The sequence below is a fragment of the Acinetobacter sp. 789_lipA genome (genome assembly GCF_058242845.1).
This window is the reverse complement of the sequence record NZ_JBZAYS010000001.1, coordinates 2,440,386-2,465,474: the sequence shown is the minus strand read 5'-3', so window position 1 is coordinate 2,465,474 and position 25,089 is coordinate 2,440,386. Positions and strand designations below refer to the sequence as shown.

Here is a 25,089-nt window from a genome sequence, read left to right as displayed (position 1 = left end):
GTTTGCTTATGCTTCTCACAACCAAAAAACCCATGGCTTTGATGTCCATGATTAGGAGATTACACAATGAGTTTTCCTCAAGTCGAATTAAACACCAATAAAGGTCGTATTGTTCTTGAACTTAACAACGAAAAAGCACCAATTACTGTTGCTAACTTCTTAGAATACGTACGTGACGGTTTCTATGACGGCGTAATTTTCCACCGCGTGATCGATGGCTTCATGATCCAAGGTGGTGGTATGGATGAAAACTTCAAAGAAAAAGCAACACGTGATGCAATTGAAAACGAAGCTGATAACGGCTTAACCAATGACCTTGGTACAATTGCAATGGCGCGTACACAAGCACCTCACTCTGCATCTGCGCAGTTCTTTATTAACGTGGGTAACAACTCTTTCCTTAACCACTCTGGCAAAAATGCACAAGGTTGGGGTTATGCAGTTTTCGGTAAAGTAACTGAAGGTCTAGACGTAGTAAACGAAATTAAAGGCGTTCGTACTGGCAACCGTGGCTACCACGCTGACGTTCCACTAGAAAACGTTGTGATTGAATCTGCTAAGATCATTTCTGAGTAAGAATCCCTCCTAACCTCCCTTTAAAAAAGGGAGGAAGTCCCTCTTTTAAAAGAGGGATTTAGGGAGATAAATTAAAATGGAAACTTCCGTGACCTATTTGTTTATCGCTGATTTACACTTGTCACCAGATCACCCTCGACTCGTTCGGGGGTTTTTAGATTTATTAGATGCTTATAAAAACAAGAATACCCAGCTCTATATTTTAGGCGACTGGTTCAATGCATGGATTGGTGATGACTACACAGTCCCTTGGCTAGATGAAATCATTCGCGCCTTAAAAAAGTTTTCAAATGCAGGCAATCACATCTATTTCTTAGCAGGTAACCGTGATTTTGCCCTAGGACAACAGTTCCTCGACCAATTTAATGGTCAACTGTTAGCCGAAGTATGCACACTCAATCTTTCAGATCACACCATTCGTATTGAACACGGTGATCTACTTTGCACGGACGACGTATCCTATCAGCGCTTTCGTAAAATTATTCGTAATCCACTTCTGCTGAAGTTTCTAAAAAGTACGCCGCTTGGCTTTAGACAAAAATTGGCCAATGGGTTTCGTAAAAAAAGCCGTCAAGCGCAACAGTTTAAAAGCTATGAAGTCATGGATGTGAATCAAGATGCTGTTCAATCAGCATTAAGCAATGCGGATTTACTAATTCACGGACACACCCACCGCGCCAATATTCATGATATCGATGGGAAAAAGAGAATTGTACTTGGTGACTGGAAAGAAGATTCAGCTCAGATTTTAGAAATTAATGCGAATGGTCATCTACAAAATTTGGCATTAAAAAAATGGCAGTATTAATGCCATTTTTTTACTATACCAATCAATATTACACATAATGCTTAACTCAAGTACTTATCGCCTTAGTTCAACTCATTTAGACGATACAATTGATTAACACCGGTATAAAAGCTCAAACCATCTAAGTTCATTGGAAGAGTTTCGCCAGATTCAAGTTGAATCATATGCCCCACTTCAACCCAAATTAAACCGTGATTTGTATTTTGTTGACGTTTAAGTGGCACCAATTTTACATTGATTTCACTACCATTTACGGCTGTAGCAACACGCCATGTATTTAAAGTTGTCAAAATTTTAACTCACTAAGTGAGCTTTTTGTGATGGAACAAAGAGATTAATAAAACGGGTTTTGAATAATAATTCTGTAGTTACAATGATGATATTCAAGTCATATGCTTGAACTCAGATAGATCACAATCAGCTATATCATAGAAAAGCAGGAACAATACCTACTCGTAGTCTGCATTATACTAGGTTGTCAAGATTTAAGCAAAAGTAGCCCATTTTTTAATAGTATGATTTTTTTATTATTTTATCTGTTTGAAATAAAAAACTTTTCATGTAAATACTTTATTCACCACCACCAAATACTAGGACTTGTTCTTCTATTTTGTGTTGAGCTATCCGCACTTTGAAAGCATGCATAGACATCCTGACCTATATACTAATTAAATACATCCTCACAAAAGTGCCAAAACCATGTCATGTCATGTCATCCTATTACTTAGGGCTAGATCTATTTATAGCTATCATCACAGGCGCTTAAATGCGTATTCCGCTGGTACACATATTCAACTAAAATCTAAGTCTGTTCTGATTGTAACGTGATCACAAGTCTCCTTTCATCGGTTAGAATGAGACATCAACAATAAATTGAGTGTGATTATGGATCTGCTAAATATTTCAAAAAGTCGTTATACCACCAAAGCTTATGACCCAAATAGAAAGATCCCTCATGAACAGTTTACTCGATTATTAGAAATTCTCCGCTTAACGCCATCGTCTATCAATATCCAGCCTTGGCACTTCTTCATTGCAGAAAACACAAACGCCAAAGAGCGGATTGCAAAAGCACTAGTAGGTAAATACTCATACAATGCACCCAAAGTGCTAGATTCATCACATACGATTTTATTTTGCACCAAAGCCGATATTTCTGAGCAACATTTGGAAAATTTATTGCATCAAGATGACCTACATGGTCGTTTTAAAGATGAGGCAACTAAGCAGGGCCAAAAAGACAGCCGTTCAGGTTATGTCAACTATTACCGCAATAAAAAAGGTGATGTGCAGCGTTGGGCTGAGAACCAAACCTTTATTGCTTTAGGTCAAATTCTATTGGCTGCTGGTATTGAAAAAATTGATGCGACACCAATTGGTGGTTTTGATGAATCCATTATTAGTGAAGAGCTGGGTTTAGCCGAACAAGGTCTAATCCCTTCTGTATTGCTTACACTAGGCTATCGTAGTGATGCCGACTTTAATGCAAAATTGCCAAAGTCTCGTTTAAGCAAAGAAGATATTTTCACGCAGCTGTAATGCTATTTGTATATAAAAGGGACTTTAGTCCCTTTTATATTTTGGGCCTGAAAATTGCATTATCATGTTTAATGTCAAAACAAAAATAGTGAGGTTGCTGATGTCTGTTAAGCCCAATATGCCGATGGAATTTGAATGTGCACACTGTAATAAAATCTATTTAGGTCAGTATCAACATATCATGCGCCCTCACTATCCCGATTGCCCCAGTTGTGAGCAACCAGGGCTGTTATTAGGAATTGCAGTAATTGAAGATCTGCTCAAACACCCTTTTTCCTTTGTGCAGAACTATTTTAAACAGACATTGCGTAAGCTAAACAAGCCACGCTTGTGATACCCAACACCAATCCGATGACTGTTGGGAGTTTGAGCTTCTCTTTAAAGAAAAGCAGCCCACTGAATACACCTAACAGCACCACCATAATATTCATGCCCGCAAAAACCACCGCTGGGCTATCCTTGAGTAGCAGATGAGCTTTGACATAAAGTGCGATATTGGCAAAGTTCAACACCCCAAGACATAGACCTGCCACGACGTTCTTGGTTAAGCCGATATTTTTCGTAATCACGGCAACATAACCGACTGACAATAAAAACGCACAAATAAACATCAGGTTTAACGCAACGGAAAACTGCACACCCAGCCCTGTTGTATATTTGAGTAAGACATCAATCAGCGCATAACCAAACCAGACTAGTGCTAAATACCACACAGCCTGTTTTTGACCTTCTCCACCACCAGAGGCATTGGTAAATAAAATGCACATCACGGCGGCAAGCCCCAAGACCACCCCGATAATTTTGAGCTGATTAAACTGTTCTTGAAAAATAAAATAAGCCGCCAATAAAGATAAAATCACCGACAAACGCTGTGCGATTTCTGTTTTGACAATGCCTGCATATTGTAAAGATTTAGCTAAAAATAAAAATACACTCGGCAACAAAACACCAAGCGCGACAATCAGCCACCAAGGGGTATTTGAAATAGAAACGTGGCTTAGATCAGGTTTAAACCAGAAGTAACACAGTAAACTGGCTGAAGCATAGTTCCAGCTAATCATCTGGATCGGATCAAATCCTTTGTTTTTGCCCCATTTTAAAAGAATGGAGACCACCACACTACAACAGGCCGCAGCAAATATCAGTTCCATAGCACACTCTTATTATTGTCGCCTCGAATATAAACACACATAGAAAAGCCCACATCAGGGTGGGCTTTTCCAATATAAATGATTCAAAAAGAATTATTTATAACGATCAACCATTTTCTCTAAAGAAATTGGACGAATCTTATCGGCATTACCCGCAGTACCAAATGCTTCATAACGGTCAACACAAATTTGTTTCATTGCATCTACAGTTTTCGCGAAGAATTTACGAGGGTCAAATTCGCTTGGTTGTTCAGCCATCATACGACGCATTGCACCAGTCGATGCTAAACGCAAGTCTGTATCGATGTTGATTTTACGAACACCGTGCTTGATTGCTTCAACCAATTGCTCAACAGGAACACCATAAGTTTCTTTGATGTCGCCGCCATACTGGTTAATGATCGCTAACCATTCTTGTGGTACAGAGCTTGAACCGTGCATCACAAGGTGGGTATTTGGAAGTGCCGCATGAATTTCTTTAATGCGGTCAATTGCCAAAATATCGCCTGTAGGTGGACGCGTGAACTTGTATGCACCGTGTGAAGTACCTACTGCAATTGCAAGTGCATCTACATTGGTATCTGCAACGAACTGACGTGCTTCTTCAACTGAAGTGAGAAGTTGAGAATGATCAAGAACACCTTCAGCGCCTACACCATCTTCTTCACCCGCTAGACCAGTTTCAAGGCTACCTAAACAACCGATTTCACCTTCAACTGAAACACCACATGCATGCGCCATTTGTACTGTACGACGAGTTACATCAACGTTGTACTCATACGTTGTTGGTGTTTTACCGTCTGCACCCAATGAACCATCCATCATTACTGATGAGAAGCCCAATTGAATTGAACGTTGGCAAACGTCCGGATCTGTACCATGGTCTTGATGCATTACCACTGGAATGTGTGGCCATTCTTCAATTGCAGCCAAAATAAGATGACGTAAGAATGGAGCACCTGCATATTTACGCGCACCCGCTGATGCTTGTACGATAACAGGTGAATTTGTCGCATCTGCTGCAAGCATGATTGCGCGCATTTGTTCTAAGTTGTTTACGTTGAATGCTGGTACGCCGTAAGCATGTTCGCCGGCGTGATCCAAGAGCTGGCGCAATGAAATAAGAGCCATAATGTCCTCCCAGTTGATGCGACATATTCTACATGCTCAAAGGTTTCAATTCAGCAACAAATAACACTATTTAAAAAAAATCCCCGCAATTGCAGGGACTTTTTACGAAATTCGCGTGTATTTAGTGTGCTGTAGCAGCCGAAGCCTCTACGGCAGGATCCGCAGTTGCAGCATCTGCAGATGCATTTGCAACTTCAGCAGGAATGTCTTTGTTCTTTTCATCCAATTCTGGCTGATCAATCGCATCAATTGCCGCTTGTTGTTCAGCCGTTACAGCTTCTTCAACTGCTGCTGTTTCAGATGCCGCAGCGGTTTGCTCTGGTGCTTCATTTTTCTTACAAGCAGTCAGTGCCAATGGTGCTAACAAAAGTGCAGCAAGGGTCATTTTTAAATTCATAATGTTTTCCTAGAACAGATGATTTAATGCCCTGTAGTTTATTTCAGCATTATTTCATTTTCATGACTGAATGATGAATAGATTTGTTAAGCTCATAAAAAAGGTTGACCGAAGTCAACCTTTTTACAACAGCATGAGCACACAATAATTATTGTGCACGCTCTATCAGCGCTGCAACTGCAGGAAGTGTTTTGCCTTCGACAAACTCAAGGAATGCACCACCACCAGTTGAGATATAACCGATTTTGTCAGCAACTTCGTATTTATCAATCGCAGCTAAAGTATCACCACCACCTGCAATAGAGAAGCCAGCAGATTCAGCAATCGCTAAAGATAAAGTTTTTGTGCCTTCGCCGAATTGATCAACTTCAAATACGCCCACTGGGCCATTCCAAAGAATCGTTTTTGACGTTTTTAGAATTTCTGCAAATGCTTTTGCCGTTTCTGGACCTACATCCAAAATCATGTCATTGTCAGTCACATCTTCAACTTTTTTCACGACAGCTTTTGCTGCTGCCAATGAACCTAAGAAGTCTGCAAAATCGATTTCAGAAGCATCTGCTACTACAACATCCGTTGGAAGCGGTACAGAAACTTTCGCAGCAATTGCTTTTGCTGTATCGATCAAATCATTTTCACACAATGATTTACCGACATTGAAGCCTGCTGCGGCCAAGAACGTATTGGCAATACCACCACCCACGATCAATTGATCACAAATATCAGAAAGTGATGTCAACACATCTAACTTAGTCGATACTTTAGAACCCGCAACAATAGCAACCATTGGTTTTTCAGGGGTTTGTAATGCACGACCAAGTGCATCTAACTCAGCCGCCAATAGAGGACCAGCCGCCGCAACTTTCGCTAAACGTGCCACGCCTTCAGTTGATGCTTCTGCACGGTGTGCTGTGCCGAATGCATCCATCACAAATACATCACAAAGTGCTGCATATTTTGCCGCAAGTTCTGGGTTGTTTTTCTTTTCACCCACGTTAAAACGGCAGTTTTCAAGGAGTACCACTTGACCTGCTGCCACTTCAACACCATCAAGGTAATCCGTCACTAATTGAACGTCTTGACCCAATGCTTCAGTCAAATACGCTGCAACAGGTGCTAATGATTGTTCTGGTTTTGGCTCACCTTCAACTGGACGACCAAGGTGAGAATAAACCATTAGGGCAGCGCCTTGTGCTAACGCTGCTTTAATTGTTGGTAAAGCGGCACGTAAACGTGCATCACTTGTAATCACACCATTTTTAACAGGAACGTTTAAATCTTCGCGAATAAGAACACGTTTACCCGTTAAATCGAGGTCAGTCATACGCTGAAAATTCATGTAGAGCTCTCTTTCTATATATAAAAATCGCGTCGATTTTAAATGATTATGCAGAAAAAGGTTAGCTTCTTTTGCAGAAAAGCAAACGAAAGGCAAAGTTTTGCTATCATAGTGAAAAGTCTCACTAGATTTAGCATTTATGTCTATTCATCCTGATCCAAATCTAAACCGTTTAAACGTTTTGGGTGAACCTTTATCCAGCTGTTGTTATTCCCCGATTACGGGATATTTCCGTAATGGTTTTTGTCATACAGCACCTTCCGATTTGGGACAACACACGATCTGTGTTGAAATGACCTCTGAGTTTTTAAATTTTTCTCAGCGTGTAGGTAATGATCTCATTACCCCTGTGCCTGAAGTTGACTTTCCAGGTCTACAACCTGGTGACTTTTGGTGTATCTGTGTGACCCGTTGGGTAGAAGCTTATCAGGTCGGTTTTGCGCCTCCTGTTAAAGTTCAAGCTTGCCATCAAGCTGTACTGTCCTATGTACCACTGAATGTGCTTATGGAATATGCAGTCGAATGAATACTTCAGAAATCATCTTGGCATCAAGCAGTCAAACTCGTAAAGACCTCATGAACCGTTTACGCCTAGACTACCGCTGCGTTGTCCCTGATATAGACGAATCGCCTCGTGGTGAAAGCCATGCCGATGATTTAGCCAAGCGACTGGCTTTTGAAAAAGCGCATGTCATTGCGTCACAAAACCCTGAAGCAATCGTGATTGGTTCAGATCAAGTGGCATGGCGTGAAGGTGCACCCGATATTTTTATTGGTAAGCCATTGAGTACTGAAAAAGCCATTAAACAGCTACAGGCCAATTCGGACAAAATTGTCTACTTCAGTACCGCACTCAGCGTGCAGCAACACTCAACAGGTTTTGAACGTAGTCTAGTTGAGCACTATAAAGTTAAGTTCCGTAAACTGGGACTGCCTGAAATTCAGCGTTATGTTGAAATTGAACAGCCACTGATGTGTGCAGGAAGCTTCAAGTGTGAAAGCCTTGGTATCAGCTTATTTGAACAAATGATAGGACAAGATCAAACCACGTTGATGGGTATGCCTATGATTCAGTTATGCAATATTCTGCGTGAATTAAAAGTACTTGTGCCATAATTATTAGAAGTGTTTTTAGTTGATTCCCAATAAATTGAACGGCAGCAGATGTTGCCGTTCAATTCTGAATATTAAATTTAACAAGATCATGAATATAATTATGGCCAATCGCTCAAAGCTTTTTAGACGAATTTGCTGAGAGATAAGCTTGAATGAGTCGTTTAAAGTACATTCGAATGAATAGACTACGGTACAGCGTAATCAGCATAAAAAGAATAAGAAATGAAAATAGACCAATATTATTAGGGTCAAAGCTACTCACATTTTCCCTCTGTCTAAAGAGATATTTGACAAATAACAATGCCAATACCAAATAGCCATACCACATTTTATTATATAGCGGATGATCTTCAGCAAGACTTTTGGCTTGTCTAAAAAGTAAAATATGCTGATATTGCGGCACCTTAGCCAAATTTTTTGTTTTGTATATCCTATCGATTGAGGATGATTTTTTCGCTAATTTGGACTGACTTTTCCCTCTTTCTTTTTGCAATATCTCATTCGCCATTTTCTCGGCATCTTCTTTACTTAACATTAGGGTGTGTTGACACTTTTAGCTTAAAAAAATAGCGAAGTAGTAAAATCAAATCGCCAAACCCAATTTTACTATTCGCTATGCCTCGTACCATGCTGACAGATCAACACTGGCAAAAGTTGAAAGTTATTCTGCGTAATTTATCCATTCACCACAACTCAAATTTACGCAATTTTATTGAAGCTATTCTCTATAGAATTAGAACAGGCTGTCCGTGGCGAGATATTCCTTCTTGTTTTGGTCATTCAAACTCTATTTTCAAACGTTTTAATCGTTGGTCAAGCAGCGGTAAGTTACTTAGATTATTCAAATTACTAGCCTCATGCCCCGATATGGAGTGGATTTTTATTGATGGCTCTCATGTACGTGCTCATCAACATTCTGCCGGCATAGCGAATCAATCTATTTCTAAAAGTGTAGGAGGAAACTCCTCAAAAATACATTTGATTGTTGATGCACATGGCAATCCTATTGATTTCATGATTACCGATGGAACCACACATGATGTTAAAGTTGCACCTGATTTAATATCAACATTAGATTTAAAAGAGACAAAAGTGGTATGTGCAGATAAAGGCTATGATTCAGAACCACTGCGTGAACAGATCAGGAAAACAGGGACTAAAGCGAATATACCAAAGAAAACAAATAGCCAATCGAACAATGACCATATGGACTGGTATTTATATAAAATCAGGCATTTAGTTGAAAATATGTTTTGTAGATTAAAGCAATTTAGAGGAATAGCTACTCGATATGACAAGCTCAAAAGAAATTATCAAAGTTCTGTTGCTTTAGCCTGTATATTTTTATGGCTACCTTTATAGGGTTAATTATGAACAGTAAATGTCAACAGACCCTATTTTTCTTCACTATATTTTAGACCTATTATGCTGTAAAAATTTTGATGCCTGCAATCATAACGACTCAGACAAACTTAATTTATTTAAATCAACCAAGCGCATTTAAATAAATCTAACGATACTTGCACATAGGCCTTCGATCATAAGACAATAGTCACAATATTGTTTTAAATTTGCTTAGGCTATTTCCATGTCCCAATCTCTTGATGTTCTTGGCGGTATTACAGCTGAACAGTTCCTTGCCGAATATTGGCAAAAAAAGCCATTATTGGTCCGCAACGCGCTGCCTGAAATTATCAATATTTTAGAACCTAGCGATATCATGGAACTGGCTTTAGATGAAAATGTCACAGCTCGTCTCATCAAACAAAAAGACCGTGACCCAAATCAGTGGTCGGTCAAGTCTTCACCGCTGTTAAAAACTGATTTCCAAAAGATGCCAAAACTCTGGACTTTATTGGTTCAAGCCGTAGATCACTACTCTTTTGACTTAGCAGCACTGTGGAAAAAATTTCCTTTTATTCCGCAGTGGCGCCGTGATGACATCATGGTGTCTTATGCGCCTAAAGGTGGCTCTGTCGGAAAGCATTTTGACTTTTACGATGTCTTTTTAGTTCAAGGTTATGGACACCGTCGTTGGCAATTGGGTCAAATGTGCGATGCTGAATCTGAGATTGTTGCAGGCCAACCTTTAAAATTACTACCTGAAATTGACGTACATTTTGACGAAGTATTAGCACCAGGTGATCTACTTTATGTACCACCAAGTTTATCACATTTTGGTGTAGCTGAAGATGACTGTCTGACCTTCTCTTTTGGCTTCCGTATGCCAAACGTCACCGACATGGTAGACCGTGTAGGCGATAAACTATCTGATAACGCTCTGCTGCGTAATCCTTTGCTCGATATTGTCCGTGATCAACAAAGCCCGATCGGTCAATTAACACAAAACGAATTGGATTATTTAAAAGCAGAAATTTTGGCTCAGCTACAAAATTCAACTTTGCTTGAAGATGCTATTATGACCTTGATATCAGAGCCGAAATACCCTGAAAATATTCCTGAAGCTGAAGAAATTGGCACAGGAGATTTAGAAGGTATTTTAGACCAAGGCTATCAGCTGATCTTAGAACCCGCTTCTCGCCTACTTTATACTCACGATGAAGATGAATTCTTATTTTGGGCAAACGGTGAAGGGCTATGCATTTCGGAGCAATTTGCACCATTACTCAAGAATTTAGCAGATGGTGAAGCACTGTTACTTGATGAAAGCTTATATGATGCCGATATTCTAGAAGACATTGCGATGCTGATGAACGAATCCGTCTTAATGCTACTCCCACCTGACGAAGCTTAAGCAAACCAAGTGCTGGGTAGTCTAATCTACTCAGCACTTTCTCCCTCACCAAACCTTAAACTGGCAATAATTTTGGTACAGCCTTTTTCAGATTCGATATTGAGCTCAGCACCAATTTTTTCTAAACGCATTTTCATACTGCGCATACCAATGCCCATCCCGTGGTTAAGCACACACTCCACATTAAAACCTACGCCATCATCCTGAATAATCATGACCAAGTGAGTTGTACTTGGATAATACATTTTTACATCAATATGCCGTGCTTGACTGTGCTTCATAATATTAGTCAAACTTTCTTCAAGAACACGAATTAAAGTCAAACATTGTAGTGCTGTCGGTTGTATTTCCCATGCCTCTGGAATGCTCCAAGTCGCCTCAATATCCAACTCATCCATGATCTGACTAAACCGATGCCGAACAGGAGCAATCCATAACACAGGATTATCTGGCGTTTTGTTATTGGTTAAAGAACCACTATCAATAATTTGTCTTAAATCATCTCGAAGCAATTTGAGGATGGATAAAAATTGTTGATTCGACATGGTGCTGGAGCTCTGATCCACTAAAATCATGGAACGAACCAAAGATGCACCCAAACCATCGTGCAAATCATGCGCTAAATGAATACGCTCTTGTAGGCGGACATTTTCAAGCTCTAATTGATGTCGAGCATATAAACTAGAGGACAGATTACTGGTCACAAAGCTCACTCGTTGCTCAAGTTCACTATTAAATCTTTGTATTTTTTTAATATTTTTATCTAATCGTGTTGCGAGAATAATCACAATAAAAAAAGTGATCACCGGTGAGGTATACGGCGACAAAGGCTGATGGTCATTAATATGTCCATCAAAAAGTAGTGAAATATCGTAAAGCATGACGATAAGAATCACACTTAAACAAACCGCCAACAAAATAAAATCACGGCGCTTGGTTTTATAAGCGCGATAAATCACAAAGCAGAATGATGCGATAAATAATGCAATACATAACAAGAAAATCACAGCAAATACGATATTGACCATCAAACTTGGGATAAACAAGATGGTGACAATACACACTGCAGCAACTAAAAATAAGGTTTTCTCTAATTCAGCAAACTTTGTTTTCACAAAGCGCAGTAAGTAAATGGAAAAGCAAACATTGTATAAAACAAAAAAAGTCAGGTTAGTTTTCATGACCCACAAGGAGTTTGGATATGGAAACACTTCTCGGTTGATGACATTCCAAATAAACAATACCCAAAACAAACAGCTAACAGAAAACCACAGAAATGTCGTTTCATTGCGTCTAAAAAACCAAATGACAAAGCACACCAAACCTAAGGTGGTGGAAATGACTAAATTGACTTGAAACAGTGCTCTCTTGTTCCAAATTCTTTTTTGTTGTTTATCATGTGCTGTTGTGATATCAGAAAATTCTAGTTTGCCTAAACCCGGACTTTCATAACTATTACCAACCACATAGACCCAAATGTCATTGTTTTTTTGTTTTAAGCTTTCGACAGGAAGGATCCAAAAACGCGGAGTATTCCAACTTTTTGATAGGGGTTCAACTAAATGCTTATCTTTCCAAAGCAGGTTTCGATTAAAAAAAACAGCGCCTGCGCTACTCATGCCTTCCACAGAAAATGCTAAAGGCTGCTTCAGTTCATTACTGTCGTTACAACTCCAATGCCAATTAAAATGGTACCAAACGCCGCCATCGTAATGTGGCCAGCGTTCTGTCCACACGTCAGGGTTTTTAACCTCTACCCATCCCGTCTTCGGAACAACATCGATAGAACTTGTTTTCACCGCAGAAATTTTATCGACATTCACTTTACAGGTTGGACTAACAGCAAAGTTCGTTTGTGCGGAACTGGCAAAACTAAGCACACAAAAACACAGTGTGACAAAAATGCTCAGCCAGCCATTTCTCATAAAATACCTAAAGAACGAGCAGTGCTGACTGCTTTGGTTCTTTTTGAAACAGAAAGCTTGCGGTAAATATGCTTAATATGGCTTTCAACGGTATAGCGCGAAACAAATAATTGCTCAGCAATTTCGCGGTTACTCAGGCCTTGTGCCACCAAGTTGAGAATTTCAGTTTCTCGATTGGTCAGTTGGTCATAGTCCTGACCATCTAACTGCTCTACACGCTCAGTTTGGGGAGTATTTGAGGTTGAGATTTGATTTAAAATTTCGCGAGCAATAAAGGGGTCAATCGGTGCACCACCGCGCAAAATACTCCGTATCGACATTAGCACTTCGGCATCATCACGTTCTTTCAATACATAGCCATTCGCTCCTGCCTTAATCGAGGCAAATAAACTTTGCTGTGTACTCCATGCCGAAATCACCAAAATTAAGGCGCTTTCGTCTATCTCTCTAAGTTTTTCAATTAAGGTGATGCCATTTCCATCAGGCAACCCTAAATCAACTAAAGCTAAAGAAATCGGTTGTGATGCAATGATTTGCATGGCTTCAGCTAAATTTTTAGCAAAAATCAGCATATCTTGACTATAGCCCAGCTCCGACAGGATCAGATCTAGGCGCGAGCGAATCATGGCTTCATCTTCCACGATTAAAACAGGTGCAGGCAAAACAGTTTCCTTATTTTTCACTGAAGCTTCCCCTTTTTCTTATCATTCTTCAAGCACACTATACCGATGCAAGCTTGGCCTAACCTATCCCTAGAAGTAAGTAATTTATAATTTTTTCTTTTGAACAATAAGCGCTTGTTCATATTCATTTTATATACTTTAAATTCTGAAAGATATCGATCTGTATAAAATTTATCCGCAATTTTAATATTGGATTCCTCCTGCAAATAATAACGGGCTTAACAACAATTTATTACTTGTAGATGAAATAGAGACTTGGCACATTAGGTCTAAACAACCAGGAAGGATGCCCAGCCATATGTCTAGCCCTGCTCAATCCATACGTCATAAATTACTCAATACTTTTTTTTCACGGCACTCCATTTGGCTATTGTGTATTTTTATTTTTTTGAGCATTACTTTTTTTCATTTTAGCCATACCCCTATCTATATTAATTATTTTATTTCGGATACTTTACTGAACAGTATTTGGCTAATCACAGGTTTACTGAGTCTTGTTGGCTTGCATGATGTTTTACAAAATAAACATTCGATCTTAAAGAACTACCCGATCATGGGGCACTTTCGTTTTATTTTTGAAGATTTCCGCCCTGAAATTCGCCAGTATTTTATTGAGGCCGATCAAGATGCACTGCCTTTTTCGCGTATGCAACGTAGTTTAGTCTATCAACGTGCAAAAAACCAAAATGCAGATAAGCCATTCGGCTCCATTATCGATGTCTATGCGGACAATTACCGCTTCATGACTCATTCACTGAGCCCATGCACACCTGCTGACCCTAAAACCTTCCGTATTTTGGTGGGTAATTCGCAATGCTCACAACCTTATAGTGCTTCTATTTTCAATATTTCAGCCATGAGTTTTGGCAGCTTAAGCGCCAATGCCATTCGTGCTTTAAACAAAGGAGCGCAAATGGGTGGTTTTTACCATGATACTGGCGAAGGCAGTTTAAGTCCGTACCATCTTGAATATGGAGGCGATATTGTTTGGGAGTTAGGCAGTGGTTATTTTGGCTGCCGTACTCTAGATGGTCAATTTGACCCTGAAAAATTTGCCGTTCAAGCCAAACGACCTCAAGTCAAAATGATCGAAATCAAGCTCTCGCAGGGAGCAAAACCCGGTCATGGCGGGATTCTACCGAAAGATAAAATTTCTGAAGAGATTGCAGAAATACGGGGCGTCAGCCGCGATCATGACTGTGTTTCCCCCTCAAGTCACTCTGCCTTCAAAACGCCAATTCAGATGATGCATTTTATTCAAAAACTGCGTGAGTTATCTGAAGGTAAACCAGTCGGTTTCAAGCTGTGTATTGGTCAGCCTTGGCAGTTTATGAGTATTGTTAAGGCCATGCTACATACTCAAATTATTCCTGATTTTATTGTTGTAGATGGTTCCGAAGGCGGTACAGGTGCAGCGCCTATCGAGCTGATAGACAATATGGGCGTACCACTACGTGAAGGCTTACTTTTTGTACACAATACACTGGTCGGTGCTGGTTTACGTGACCAGATCAAAATTGGTGCCAGTGGCAAATTGGTTAGTGCCTTTGATATTGCCAGTACCATGGCAATTGGTGCAGATTGGGTCAATTCTGCACGAGGGTTTATGTTCGCGGTGGGCTGCATTCAAGCGCAAAGTTGTCATACCAACCAATGCCCTGTTGGTGTTGCGACACAAGACAAAGAGCGTCAAAAAGCAATACATGTGCCCACAAAAGCCGAACGCATTTTGCATTTTCATGACAACACATTAAAGGCACTTTCAGAAATGATTGCTTCAGCGGGCTTAAAACATCCAGCAGAAATTAAAGCACGCCATTTAGCACAGCGCATTAATGACCGAGAAATTCGAAACTATGCGCAGCTGCATTTTTGGTTAAAAGATGGTGAACTGCTGTCTTGTGAAAATAAAGATGAAGAGAACTTCTATTTCCGTATGTGGAATATGTCCAAATTAGAACATTTCTAAATAAAAAGGAGGCTCTATCAGCCTCTTTTTTTATTTTCGATAACAGAAATCACAGAATGTTAGTAATAACCACTCGATGAACCTTGCGCATGTAAAAAGGCTGGAATTAGACCTGTTAATGCCGCACGAATATCTGAACGTTCATTGATCAATTGATGTGAACCTTCCTCCAACATCAATAAAGTTTGTAAGCGGAACTTTTCACGAATAAACTCAATGTTATAACGCCAGTCTACCGTCTGATCCAGCGCACCTTGGGCTAACCAGACAGGAATGCGGCAGGCTGGGCGCTGCTCCATTTCCAACATCCATTTGGACATAGCCAAAATCCAATCCATACCCATCATGCGAGGTTGTAGCGGATCTTTTAAACGAACAAAGCGTAAGAACTCTGGGTTGTGATTATTCCGCCTAAAATGACGCGGCACTTGACGTTTAATCCGACGAATAATGCCTAATCCAACCGAGTTATGCCACCAAGCGGATTTTGCAGGTCGAATGAGTGGCGACAACAACAAAACACGTTGCACATAAGGGTTTTCACGGCGTTCGGCAAACTCAAGCAAATGATGCATCAAAATTGCACCACCCGTGCTCTGTCCTATGCCTAGCCACGGTTGCGGTAACTGTTCTGCATGTTTGACATAGCGCACCACAGCATGTAACACATCTTGATAATGATCAAAATTTTGGATATTCGCAGGTGATCCATCACTGAGTCCATGCCCCGGAAGATCATAGGTCAGTACACTAAAGCCTTGTTCAAGCAACTCTTTAATAATGGGTTGATAAATTCCGCTATGCTCTAAATAACCATGCAACAGACAGACTGAACCTTTGATTTTTTCAATTTTTGGTGCAAAAACTTGGACATGCAGCTTAAACAAAGGCATTTGAACATAACCTTGCCAGTGATCACAGTCCAACGCATCTAAACCATATAAACGACGATAAGATACCATCTCCACCGATGCCTCATACGGCTGGTTCAGATTCAAAGGCATTAACAGCTGTGGTGTCGTCTCACGACTCGGCACAGGAAGTTCAAGCTGTTTGAGTACCGATGGATTTAAAAAAGGAAGTTCAGGCATTATGGAATCTCCCTACAGTCACTCGAACCCAACAGTACATCGCGTATCGTTGCGAGCATTTCATAATTGGCACGGCGACTATGATCATAATTTTGTTCACTTGGACGCCATTGGGTTAATTGGGTCGGCATAGGTGCCTCAATCGGCTGTGTTTCGATACCATTTAAAGCAAATAAACGGCGTGTACGAGGCATATGATATTGATCTGTAATTAAAATCACTCGTGGTGCGCCACCTTTTTTCTGCAACAGCAAAGAGCTAAAGCGCGAGTTTTCGCAGGTATTCATACTACGATCCTCCAATAATTTCGCGTCGACGCCACGCGCCTTTAACCATTTTTGCATATACGGAGCTTCGACACCGCTAAGCACAATGGGGAGCTTGAACTGTTGTTCGACCTGCAATGTGGTTTCAAGACGTAATCGCGTATATTCATTCACCACAATATCTTTACGATTTTTATCTAAAGTTAATCCGCCACCCAAAACAACTATGGCATTCGGCATGTTTAATGCCGCTTTTCTCTCTTCATTTTGTGCATGTATTTGTGCGATGTCCTGATAGATTTGTTCATCTATCGGCTCTTCCTCTACAGTCTCAACTTTATGTGTTTTTAAAAAGTCGAGATAATGTTCCATCAAGGCTTTATTTTCTTTGCTATTCAGCTCTAGCAGTTCTTTGACATTTTCAGTCGGGTCAACCTCGGAACTTGCCGTCTCAACCACCAAAGGAATTTGAGGCTTTTGCTCTTTTTCTTGTTCTTCACGCTGTTCAGAAATAATCAACTCTTGCAGTGCTTTATAACGTGCTTGAATCGTGGTTAGGTTTTGCGAATTATGTTCTTTAATTTGTTCTTCCATCAACTGTAAGTACGCTTGACGGGCAATCCACAAATCAGAACCTGGTTCTAAGCTCTCTTGCTCACTGAGTGCCGCCATTTTTTGACTTTGTGCTGCAACTTCATTGACATCTACAGGGACAAAGGCATTCAATGTCGCCACAATCAGCTTAGAATAAAAAGGTGTATAAATAAAAATCATTAAACAGCCGAAAAATGCAAACAGCACCGAAGTGATTTGCATTAAACGCACCATTTTATGGGTTTTACTCATACTTTTAACGATCCTAATGGGATTGGATGAGACCCGCCGAATTAAATAGCACAGGCTCAGGTTCCAGCAAAACTTTAAATTTATTATACACATCCTGCTGTACTGCACGGTATGTGCTCTGTACATCGTTCAAATCTGCATTGGCATAATTCACTAAAACCAAGGCTTGTTTGGCAAACATCCCGACCACACCAAGCTGCTTACCTTTCCAGCCCGATTGATCAATCAACCAACCTGCTGCAATTTTAACATCACCATTCGGCTGCGGATAATGTGGCAATTTTTCAAATTGTTGGGCTAAAAGGTCATAAGCTTGCTGACTAATAATTGGGTTCTTAAAAAAACTGCCTACGTTAGGAAATTCTTTCGGATCAGGCAATTTACTTTGACGAATCTGAATCACTTGTTGTTGTAAATTAAAAGCAGTGAGCTCATCACCCACGGCTTGTTTTAAGTCGCCATAGCTAATTTTCAAATCTTCTTTTTTCAACAACTTGAAAGTCACATGTGTAATCACATAGCGATTTGGATCATCTTTAAAAATACTATGACGATAACTAAATGCACAGTCTTTAGCTTGAATATCGCTAAATGTTTTCAACTGTCGGTCATAGACTTGCACGCTTTCGATGAACTCACCGGCCTCTACACCATAAGCCCCAATATTTTGTACAGGAGATGCGCCCACGAGGCCTGGAATCAACGCCAAATTCTGTAAGCCAAATAAATGGTGTGCTGTCGTCCAAAGCACAAAGTCATGCCAAACTTGACCCGCACCGACCCGTATAGTTTTGGTCGTTGCATCTTCAGACAGGTTTTCTACGCCTAGAATGTTCATATGCACAACCAAAGCATCAATTTGTGCAGGAAGCAGCATATTACTTCCACCAGATAAAATCATGACATTCAAAGCGTGTTGCTGTGCATAGTCCAATGCTTCTACAAGCTCATCTGGACTGTGAATTTGAACATAATGAGAGGCTATCGCATTTAAACTTAACGTATTAAAAGGTTTAAGCTGTTTTTGTGTTTCGATTTGCATGCACGAACCTTAATTACTGTTCAAAGTGTTGTTTAAAAATACTGACCCACGCTTGGCTGCTCGACTCACATTGGTCAAGAACACGTTCAAAACCATCAGAGCCACCATAGTAAGGATCAGGTAATGCTTGCTGCGGATACTGCGCGTCATGTTCAGACATCAGTGCAATTTTAGCGCGGAGAGGCTGAGTACCAAATTCAGTTTGCGCTGTTTGATACAAGGCTTGAATATCATCAAAATTAAGATGATCCATCGCCAAAATTAAATCGAAATGAACAAAATCATGGGTCTGTAACTGTCGTGCGCGTAAGCTGGATAAATCATAGCCCCGTTTTAAAGCATGTTCTTGACTACGTAAGTCAGGTGCTTTGTTGGGATGGTAGTTACTGGTTCCCGCCGAATCGATTTCGATATTGAGCTGATGTGCATCACAAAAATGTCTGAGAACCACTTCTGCCGTGGGAGAACGACAAATATTTCCTAAACAGACACATAACACCTTATAGGGCGCTGTGAATGACATAACCACCTCGAAACAGCTTTATTTTCAAGTGTCTTATGTTAAGTTATTTAGAGGATGAATCCTATAGAAGTACAAAACAATATTGTTGGATAAGATATAAAAAAGGATGCTGATATGAACCAATTTCAATTTCAAACTGTGCCGAATATTATTTCTGGCTTAGGCAGCATTCAACAGCTCAGAGGCATTTTAACAGCACGTCCTTATCAGCATCTGTTATTGGTTACAGATGCAGGCATGTTAAAGCATCAGCTTCATCTTCCCATCTTAGAAATTTTAGAAGATCTCTTGCTCACTTATAGTATTTACAGTGAGGTTGAAGCGGATCCGAGTGAACAAATTGTTTTAAATGCGGTTGATTATGCCAAACAGCAAAAGGTAGATATCGTTTTAGGCTTTGGTGGCGGCAGCTCTATGGATGTTGCAAAAATTATTGCCATCCTCAGCCATCCCGCACAGCAGCAAAAGTTATCAGATCTTTATGGGATGAATAATGCCCAAGCACCTCGTCTACCCTTAATTTTAGTCCCTACCACTGCAGGGACAGGCTCTGAAGTCACACCGATTTCGATTGTCACCACAGGTGAAACGACAAAGACTGGCATCGTAGCACCCGTTCTTTTTGCCGATGTAGCGATTTTGGATGCGACATTTACTGAAAACCTGCCGCGTCATATTAGTGCTGCTACAGGCATTGACGCGATGGTACATGCGATTGAAGCTTATACCTCTAAAATCAAGAAAAATCCCTATGCTGACATGTTGGCGAAACAGGCTTTAAAACTGCTGAATCAAAACCTCAGTTTGGTGCTAGAAGATGGTCGAAATTTAGAAGCTCGACAAAATATGTTGGTCGGTTCAATGTTGGCAGGACAAGCCTTTGCCAATGCCCCAGTAGGTGCTGTTCATGCGTTGGCTTATCCATTAGGTGGACATTTTCACATTTCTCATGGACACAGTAATGCCTTAGTGCTGACAGAGGTTTTAAAGTTTAACCTCCCCCAAGCCAAGCATCATTATGCGGAACTGATCTGCTGGCTCGACCCAAAAAGTACAGGCTGTACCGATGGTCTTTCTGATCTTTTCGTCGATCATATGCAAAACCATTTAGACCGCAGTGGTTTAACCTTAAAACTCAAGGCATTGAATGTTTCTGAACACAGTCTAGACCAGCTTGCAACCGATGCCATGTTGCAAACACGCCTACTACAAAACAACCCAAGAGAAATAGAGTGGCAACAGGCACGCGAAATTTATCAAGCCATTTACAGCTAAGCCATATAATTAACTTAGGCTATTTATAATACGATTTTAAGGATGATATCGATGAGACAAGCTGCAAAGACACGTGACCAATTTCATTATTTTCTACCGATTCAAACACGTTGGTCGGACAATGACCTCTATGGCCATGTCAACAACGTCACCTACTATAGTTATTTTGATACTGCCGCAAATGCCTTACTGATTGAAAAAGCAAATTTTGATATCCACCAATCACCTATTATTGGTTTAGTGGTCGACTCAGCATGTAGTTTCTTACATGAGCTGTCTTATCCTGAGATTATTGATGTTGGTGTGACTATTTCCAAAATAGGGAACTCTTCACTCACTTACGAACTTGCCATTTTCAAATTTGGTCAAGAAACTGCTTCAGCTCAAGGACATTTTATTCATGTTTTTGTAGACCGTGAAACACGCAAAAGCACCCCGATCCCACCTGAAATGCGGAGTGCTTTGCGCCACTACTTAAGCCATGACATTACTTAAGTTGGATATTATGTAATTCACCATCAAAAGTTTGTACAAGGCCTTTGACCGTGTCTTCATTTTGCAGTAACTCATGCGCACGTTGAAATGCTTTTTGCTTGCGCTGCGCCTGCATGGTGTACGGGGTAATCGTTTCAACTTCTGCATATTTCACATCAAAACGCGTCTGAGGCCATTCAGCTTTGAGCGCATCTTCCAAAACATGACGTAATTGGGTGAGGAGTTGCTCATAACGCTGCGGAATCATAAACACCGATTCTGCATTAATTTGCCCAGCCATTAAACCTTGCTGAGCCAACTCTTGTACCGCGGGCGATAAGCCACTGCTTCTGAACCAGTACTCCCACTTCTCCACCGTCCACTCACCGACTAACTGCTGCGGTTGTAGTTGTAAAATATCTTGCGGCATTAAATCGACTGATGCAGATGAAACCTGTTCAAGTTGAGCAGACTCTACAATAGTAGCAACAATTTGCTGGCTTTCATTTTCTACAACTTGGGTGTCCTGTACGCTATCTGCTGAAAGCACTTCATTTGCTAAATCAGAAGACTCCGCTTGCACAGCAGGTTCAGCTATTGCTACGACATCTTCAAGGGAAGCATCATTTTGACTTTCTAGGTCTAGCGGTACAATTTCATCAAATAAGAAATCATCACTATTGGGCTCATCGTCATTGCTTCGAGCATTAAATTCGTCTGCTTCATCTAAATCGAATAGCACTTCATCACTTGAAGGATCGAATACGATTTGATCAGATTGCTGAGATGAGTCCACTGGTGGTTTATTATCTTCGGCGCTTTCTGAAAGATCGACATCATCAAGTCCAGGCTTAAACTCAGGTTCTGCATTCTGAGTTATTGCAGCATCTTCAAATGCAACTTCAACATCTGCGTCTTGATGCAAAGTCGTTTCTGGATCTGCACTCGGTATTACCGCTTGATGTACAGATTCAACTACAGCGTTATTCGTCTGAGCCACCAGCACTTCATTCGGTTGTAATGGACGGAACGCCAACATGCGCAGCACTGACATTTCAAAGCCTTGCTCTTGTGTGACTGCTAGCTGTAATTCAGCACGCCCTTTACATGCAATTTGGTAATAAAGTTGTAAGTCTTGCGCAGCAATCTGCTGAGACAATTGCATGATCTTTTTATTAATTTCAGCACTATATTTGAGACTAAGTTCTGGCAAATATTGTAATAGAGCCAACTCATGTAAAGTCGAAATCAGTTGATCCAAAACTAAAGATACATCTAATGCTTGCTGGCGGAATTGCATCAGCAATTCACTCACCCGTTGTTTTTGGTTTTGATGTATCGCAAGGATCAAATCATAAATAATGGTACGGTCGATTAAACCCAACATTTCTTTGACATCTTGGTGCTGGATAGCGCCCTGACCGTAAGCAATCGCTTGGTCAGTCAAAGAAAGTGCATCACGTAATGAGCCTTGGGCAGACTCTGCAATTTGCCAAATTGCATCTTGTTCGGCTTGGATGCTCTCTTTATTTAAAATATTAGCCAGATGCTCGGTAATTTCATCTACAGCCAAAGGGCGTAATGTAAATTGCAAACAGCGCGAGATCACGGTAATTGGGAGCTTTTGCGGATCTGTCGTTGCAAAAAGGAATTTCACATGTTCAGGCGGTTCTTCCAATGTTTTGAGTAAAGCATTAAAAGAATGCGTAGACAGCATATGCACTTCATCGATCAAATAGACCTTAAAACGACCTTGCGTCGGTGCATAAGGAACATTGTCTAAAAGCTCTCGCGTATCTTCAACTTTAGTCCGTGATGCCGCATCAATCTCAATCAAGTCAATAAAACGGCCTTCATTCACGGCGGTACAGGTTGGGCAAACTTCGCACGGCGTAGAAGTCACACCTGTTTCACAGTTCAAGCACTTCGCCAAAATACGGGCAATGGTGGTTTTTCCGACCCCACGCGTTCCTGTAAATAAATAAGCATGGTGCAAACGCCCGCGCTCTAAAGCACTGGTTAGCGCTCGAGAGACGTGGTTTTGACCCACTAGCTCATTAAAATTACGAGGACGATATTTCCGTGCAAGTACTTGATACATGTATGCTCCTTTTTATAGGCCTAAGCATACTGTTTTTTTGTCAAAGAGTGAATGAATTACTTCACCCCCTTCTCGCATTTCTAAGCTATAAAGCTGATTTAGATCAATAATTCAAAAACCATTAGCTCCATTTTTATCCCACTCCCTATCTCAAGCTATTTATGTATTTAGATTATGGATTTGAAATAAAGTGAGAGCTTTGGAAAAGCAAAAAGATGTAAATATTAAAATGAATTTCTAAAATACAGATATTTAGAAAATTAAGCTGGTTTCACCAAAACAAAATCACTCTGCATTTGGTATTTTTTTCCAGTCACATCTTCACGTATTTCTAGAACACGATCTTCTAAATCGACATAAAGTAAGTTTCGCGTTGTCACATTCACCAACTCTACCTTGTGCTGATCTTGAGCATTAAAACGAAGTGGTCCAGTCAAAGTTTCGATTTCATTATGGCCACTCAAACTTTCTCGTTTTAGGGTGTAGGTCATGTTTTCATGCAGCTCAAGTGCAACTGCCATACCTGGACAGTCTTCACAACGGGACAAACACCCCATACACGGCGTTGTCCCCTGATAACCCCCAACCCACGCAGGAATAATCTGCTTGTGTTCTGCCACTTGTACTTTAGACTGATCATGTTGCGTTTGATTGGCGTCGGAACAACCTAAGAGTAATCCTGTAGCAACCAGCGGGATAAGAATGGGAGCCTTCATGTCACAAATATTCAAAACCTAAACCGCGACGAACATAACATATTTTAGACGATGACTGAATCTCAGACCCGTCAAAACCAGCCTTTTTTGCCTTTTAAAACCGCATCTGCGCAGCGTAAACTTTCTTGGCTTAAAGCCCAAAGTCGATAATCCCCAGTTAAAGAACCTGTAGCAAAGTTATGTGTATAGGCAAAACTTAAGCCACGCTCACTATCGCCACAAGCCCCTGAACCATTAAAGACCATATGACCAAAACCCTGCTCTGCGGTTTTTCCTAAAGTTAATATACGGTGATATCCCAAGCGCCAATGCATAGGTATCGGCATCACACGATCTCGATAGCTATATTGCACTTGACTCAATTCAGAAAACACATCTGGACGAATCAACTGCTGACCTTTCCAAATCCCTTTTTGAGATAGCATTGCATACACTTTGGCTAAACTATTGGCTGTAAATACACCATTTGCAGCAGGAATGATCGCCTGAATCGCATCATCATGATAAAAGCTGACCTTTTTCATGCCTTTGGGAATCATGCCATCTTGAAAGTCTTGTGGATCTTGCCCTGACCACTGCATCACTTTATCAAGCAATGAAACTTTACGCACCTTCGTTGGACTTTTTTGATTTGGTTGGATAGGTACAGGACGAGTAATAGGTCGTGCGATACGTTTTAATTCAGCACTGGGTGCACCAAAGTAAGCCCCATCTAGCTCAAGTGGCTTAACTAAATATGTTTGGAAGAGTTCAGTTAAAGGTTTCCCTGTTGCTTTTTCCAAAGCACCACCGACCAGCCAACCAAATGACAAAGGTTGATAGGCAGCATCTTCACCAATTGCAAAGCGTGGTTGCGCCCTTTCAAATACGTCTAACATATGCGTCCAGTCCAACATTTCTGTCGCATCGGCAATGTTATTACGAATATCAAATAATCCACTTTGATGACTCAGCACGTGTCTTAGCGTCATCTTCCCTTTGCCATTTTGGGCAAATTCAGGCCAATAATCCGCAATCGGTTGGTCGTAGCTCAGTACACCCTGACTGACTAAAATATGTGCCAAGGTTGCGAGCACGCCTTTGCCCGTCGAATAACACACCGACATAGTATTGGCCTGCCAAGGAGAATCTACCGCTGCCAAACCCGTATAGATATCGACAACTTTTTCACCCTGAAAATATAAAACACAGGCTGCACCGCCATATGCTGAACGAGCATCCTGTAAACGGCTAAACAGATGGGCAACACTTTGAAAACGTGGGTCAACATAGCCTTGATAATGGTTCGGATTCGCTTGTAAATATTGTTTTAAAATTTTCATTTACACATCCTTGTATTTTAAGCTGGCATAAAAAAGCCCAGTGT

The 25,089-nt window shown here is 40.7% G+C and carries 24 protein-coding genes and 1 pseudogene; 10 read left to right on the top strand and 15 right to left on the bottom strand.

Annotation, left to right across the window (positions count from 1 at the left end):
* Positions 1 to 66 precede the first annotated feature (66 nt).
* Both AC4CUZ_RS11985 and AC4CUZ_RS11980 read left to right on the top strand, forming a co-directional pair.
* Positions 67 to 576, top strand: coding sequence for a peptidylprolyl isomerase (locus AC4CUZ_RS11985; RefSeq protein WP_004696971.1), 510 nt, complete (start codon positions 67 to 69; stop codon positions 574 to 576).
* A gap of 88 nt (positions 577 to 664) precedes the next feature.
* Entirely contained in the window at positions 665 to 1,384 is a 720-nt protein-coding gene (locus AC4CUZ_RS11980) for a UDP-2,3-diacylglucosamine diphosphatase (RefSeq protein WP_490747639.1), read from the top strand.
* Positions 1,385 to 1,446: 62 nt separating this feature from the next.
* Here the strand turns inward: AC4CUZ_RS11980 and AC4CUZ_RS11975 are convergent, their stop codons facing one another.
* On the bottom strand, positions 1,447 to 1,674 hold the full coding sequence (locus AC4CUZ_RS11975; protein WP_004696967.1) for a hypothetical protein: 228 nt from the start codon (positions 1,672 to 1,674) through the stop codon (positions 1,447 to 1,449).
* A gap of 595 nt (positions 1,675 to 2,269) precedes the next feature.
* Here AC4CUZ_RS11975 and nfsB point away from each other — a divergent pair.
* Complete coding sequence (nfsB, locus tag AC4CUZ_RS11970) at positions 2,270 to 2,923, top strand: oxygen-insensitive NAD(P)H nitroreductase (protein WP_005401202.1); 654 nt, start codon at positions 2,270 to 2,272, stop codon at positions 2,921 to 2,923.
* Between the two features lie 293 nt (positions 2,924 to 3,216).
* On the opposite strand, the gene AC4CUZ_RS11965 is transcribed toward nfsB, so the two are convergent.
* The 4 genes from AC4CUZ_RS11965 to AC4CUZ_RS11950 all read right to left on the bottom strand — a co-directional run bounded on the left by AC4CUZ_RS11965 (position 3,217) and on the right by AC4CUZ_RS11950 (position 6,941).
* Complete coding sequence (locus AC4CUZ_RS11965; protein ID WP_114837888.1) at positions 3,217 to 4,074, bottom strand: DMT family transporter; 858 nt, start codon at positions 4,072 to 4,074, stop codon at positions 3,217 to 3,219.
* A 93-nt stretch (positions 4,075 to 4,167) separates the two neighbouring features.
* Positions 4,168 to 5,205, bottom strand: coding sequence for a class II fructose-bisphosphate aldolase (gene fba, locus AC4CUZ_RS11960; RefSeq protein WP_004696956.1), 1,038 nt, complete (start codon positions 5,203 to 5,205; stop codon positions 4,168 to 4,170).
* Positions 5,206 to 5,326: 121 nt separating this feature from the next.
* Positions 5,327 to 5,602 (bottom strand): hypothetical protein, encoded by a 276-nt coding sequence (locus AC4CUZ_RS11955; protein ID WP_114837420.1) that lies wholly within the window; start codon positions 5,600 to 5,602, stop codon positions 5,327 to 5,329.
* A 148-nt stretch (positions 5,603 to 5,750) separates the two neighbouring features.
* The gene (locus tag AC4CUZ_RS11950) at positions 5,751 to 6,941 is read right to left on the bottom strand and encodes a phosphoglycerate kinase (protein WP_490747638.1); all 1,191 of its coding nucleotides are present in this window, start codon (positions 6,939 to 6,941) and stop codon (positions 5,751 to 5,753) included.
* A gap of 139 nt (positions 6,942 to 7,080) precedes the next feature.
* Between AC4CUZ_RS11950 and AC4CUZ_RS11945 the strand changes: the two genes are divergently transcribed.
* Complete coding sequence (locus AC4CUZ_RS11945; protein WP_490747637.1) at positions 7,081 to 7,467, top strand: DUF2237 family protein; 387 nt, start codon at positions 7,081 to 7,083, stop codon at positions 7,465 to 7,467.
* The gene (locus AC4CUZ_RS11940) at positions 7,464 to 8,057 is read left to right on the top strand and encodes a Maf family protein (protein ID WP_004696948.1); all 594 of its coding nucleotides are present in this window, start codon (positions 7,464 to 7,466) and stop codon (positions 8,055 to 8,057) included. Before AC4CUZ_RS11945 ends, AC4CUZ_RS11940 begins: the two co-directional genes overlap by 4 nt.
* A 112-nt stretch (positions 8,058 to 8,169) precedes the next feature.
* On the opposite strand, the gene AC4CUZ_RS11935 is transcribed toward AC4CUZ_RS11940, so the two are convergent.
* Entirely contained in the window at positions 8,170 to 8,592 is a 423-nt protein-coding gene (locus AC4CUZ_RS11935) for a hypothetical protein (protein ID WP_004696946.1), read from the bottom strand.
* Between the two features lie 80 nt (positions 8,593 to 8,672).
* Here AC4CUZ_RS11935 and AC4CUZ_RS11930 point away from each other — a divergent pair.
* Both AC4CUZ_RS11930 and AC4CUZ_RS11925 read left to right on the top strand, forming a co-directional pair.
* Positions 8,673 to 9,438, top strand: a pseudogene (locus tag AC4CUZ_RS11930) (IS5-like element ISAba31 family transposase).
* A 207-nt stretch (positions 9,439 to 9,645) separates the two neighbouring features.
* Positions 9,646 to 10,812: a ribosomal protein uL16 3-hydroxylase gene (locus tag AC4CUZ_RS11925; RefSeq protein WP_490747636.1), complete on the top strand. Its 1,167-nt coding sequence runs from the start codon at positions 9,646 to 9,648 to the stop codon at positions 10,810 to 10,812.
* Between the two features lie 26 nt (positions 10,813 to 10,838).
* Here the strand turns inward: AC4CUZ_RS11925 and AC4CUZ_RS11920 are convergent, their stop codons facing one another.
* Entirely contained in the window at positions 10,839 to 12,737 is a 1,899-nt protein-coding gene (locus AC4CUZ_RS11920; protein WP_490747635.1) for a sensor histidine kinase, read from the bottom strand.
* Positions 12,734 to 13,420: a LuxR C-terminal-related transcriptional regulator gene (locus AC4CUZ_RS11915; protein WP_004696942.1), complete on the bottom strand. Its 687-nt coding sequence runs from the start codon at positions 13,418 to 13,420 to the stop codon at positions 12,734 to 12,736. Before AC4CUZ_RS11915 ends, AC4CUZ_RS11920 begins: the two co-directional genes overlap by 4 nt.
* A 298-nt stretch (positions 13,421 to 13,718) precedes the next feature.
* On the opposite strand from AC4CUZ_RS11915, the gene AC4CUZ_RS11910 reads away from it, so the two are divergent.
* Positions 13,719 to 15,389 carry an FMN-binding glutamate synthase family protein gene (locus tag AC4CUZ_RS11910; protein ID WP_490747634.1) on the top strand — a complete coding sequence of 557 codons (1,671 nt, stop codon included), beginning with the start codon at positions 13,719 to 13,721 and terminating at the stop codon, positions 15,387 to 15,389.
* 59 nt (positions 15,390 to 15,448) lie between these two features.
* Here the strand turns inward: AC4CUZ_RS11910 and AC4CUZ_RS11905 are convergent, their stop codons facing one another.
* Genes AC4CUZ_RS11905 through AC4CUZ_RS11890 form a run of 4 tightly spaced genes read right to left on the bottom strand, consistent with a single transcriptional unit; the run spans position 15,449 to position 19,157 of the window.
* Positions 15,449 to 16,480: an alpha/beta hydrolase gene (locus AC4CUZ_RS11905; RefSeq protein ID WP_004696940.1), complete on the bottom strand. Its 1,032-nt coding sequence runs from the start codon at positions 16,478 to 16,480 to the stop codon at positions 15,449 to 15,451.
* The gene (locus AC4CUZ_RS11900; protein WP_004696939.1) at positions 16,480 to 17,592 is read right to left on the bottom strand and encodes a YdcF family protein; all 1,113 of its coding nucleotides are present in this window, start codon (positions 17,590 to 17,592) and stop codon (positions 16,480 to 16,482) included. Before AC4CUZ_RS11900 ends, AC4CUZ_RS11905 begins: the two co-directional genes overlap by 1 nt.
* Before the next feature lie 13 nt (positions 17,593 to 17,605).
* The gene (murB, locus tag AC4CUZ_RS11895) at positions 17,606 to 18,634 is read right to left on the bottom strand and encodes a UDP-N-acetylmuramate dehydrogenase (RefSeq protein WP_279691961.1); all 1,029 of its coding nucleotides are present in this window, start codon (positions 18,632 to 18,634) and stop codon (positions 17,606 to 17,608) included.
* Positions 18,635 to 18,647: 13 nt separating this feature from the next.
* Positions 18,648 to 19,157 (bottom strand): low molecular weight protein-tyrosine-phosphatase, encoded by a 510-nt coding sequence (locus AC4CUZ_RS11890; protein WP_004984748.1) that lies wholly within the window; start codon positions 19,155 to 19,157, stop codon positions 18,648 to 18,650.
* A gap of 114 nt (positions 19,158 to 19,271) precedes the next feature.
* Between AC4CUZ_RS11890 and AC4CUZ_RS11885 the strand changes: the two genes are divergently transcribed.
* Positions 19,272 to 20,432, top strand: a complete 1,161-nt coding sequence (locus AC4CUZ_RS11885) for an iron-containing alcohol dehydrogenase (protein WP_490747633.1) — start codon at positions 19,272 to 19,274, stop codon at positions 20,430 to 20,432.
* 51 nt (positions 20,433 to 20,483) lie between these two features.
* Entirely contained in the window at positions 20,484 to 20,927 is a 444-nt protein-coding gene (locus AC4CUZ_RS11880) for an acyl-CoA thioesterase (protein ID WP_005401190.1), read from the top strand.
* Here the strand turns inward: AC4CUZ_RS11880 and dnaX are convergent.
* The 3 genes from dnaX to AC4CUZ_RS11865 all read right to left on the bottom strand — a co-directional run bounded on the left by dnaX (position 20,920) and on the right by AC4CUZ_RS11865 (position 25,039).
* Positions 20,920 to 23,007, bottom strand: coding sequence for a DNA polymerase III subunit gamma/tau (dnaX, locus tag AC4CUZ_RS11875; protein WP_490747632.1), 2,088 nt, complete (start codon positions 23,005 to 23,007; stop codon positions 20,920 to 20,922). The two genes, AC4CUZ_RS11880 and dnaX, sit on opposite strands and share 8 nt — an antisense overlap.
* A gap of 260 nt (positions 23,008 to 23,267) precedes the next feature.
* Positions 23,268 to 23,723 (bottom strand): copper resistance protein NlpE N-terminal domain-containing protein, encoded by a 456-nt coding sequence (locus AC4CUZ_RS11870; protein WP_490747631.1) that lies wholly within the window; start codon positions 23,721 to 23,723, stop codon positions 23,268 to 23,270.
* A 71-nt stretch (positions 23,724 to 23,794) separates the two neighbouring features.
* A complete protein-coding gene (locus tag AC4CUZ_RS11865) occupies positions 23,795 to 25,039 on the bottom strand; it encodes a serine hydrolase domain-containing protein (RefSeq protein WP_490748067.1) in 1,245 nt (414 codons plus the stop codon).
* Between the last annotated feature and the right edge of the window lie 50 nt (positions 25,040 to 25,089).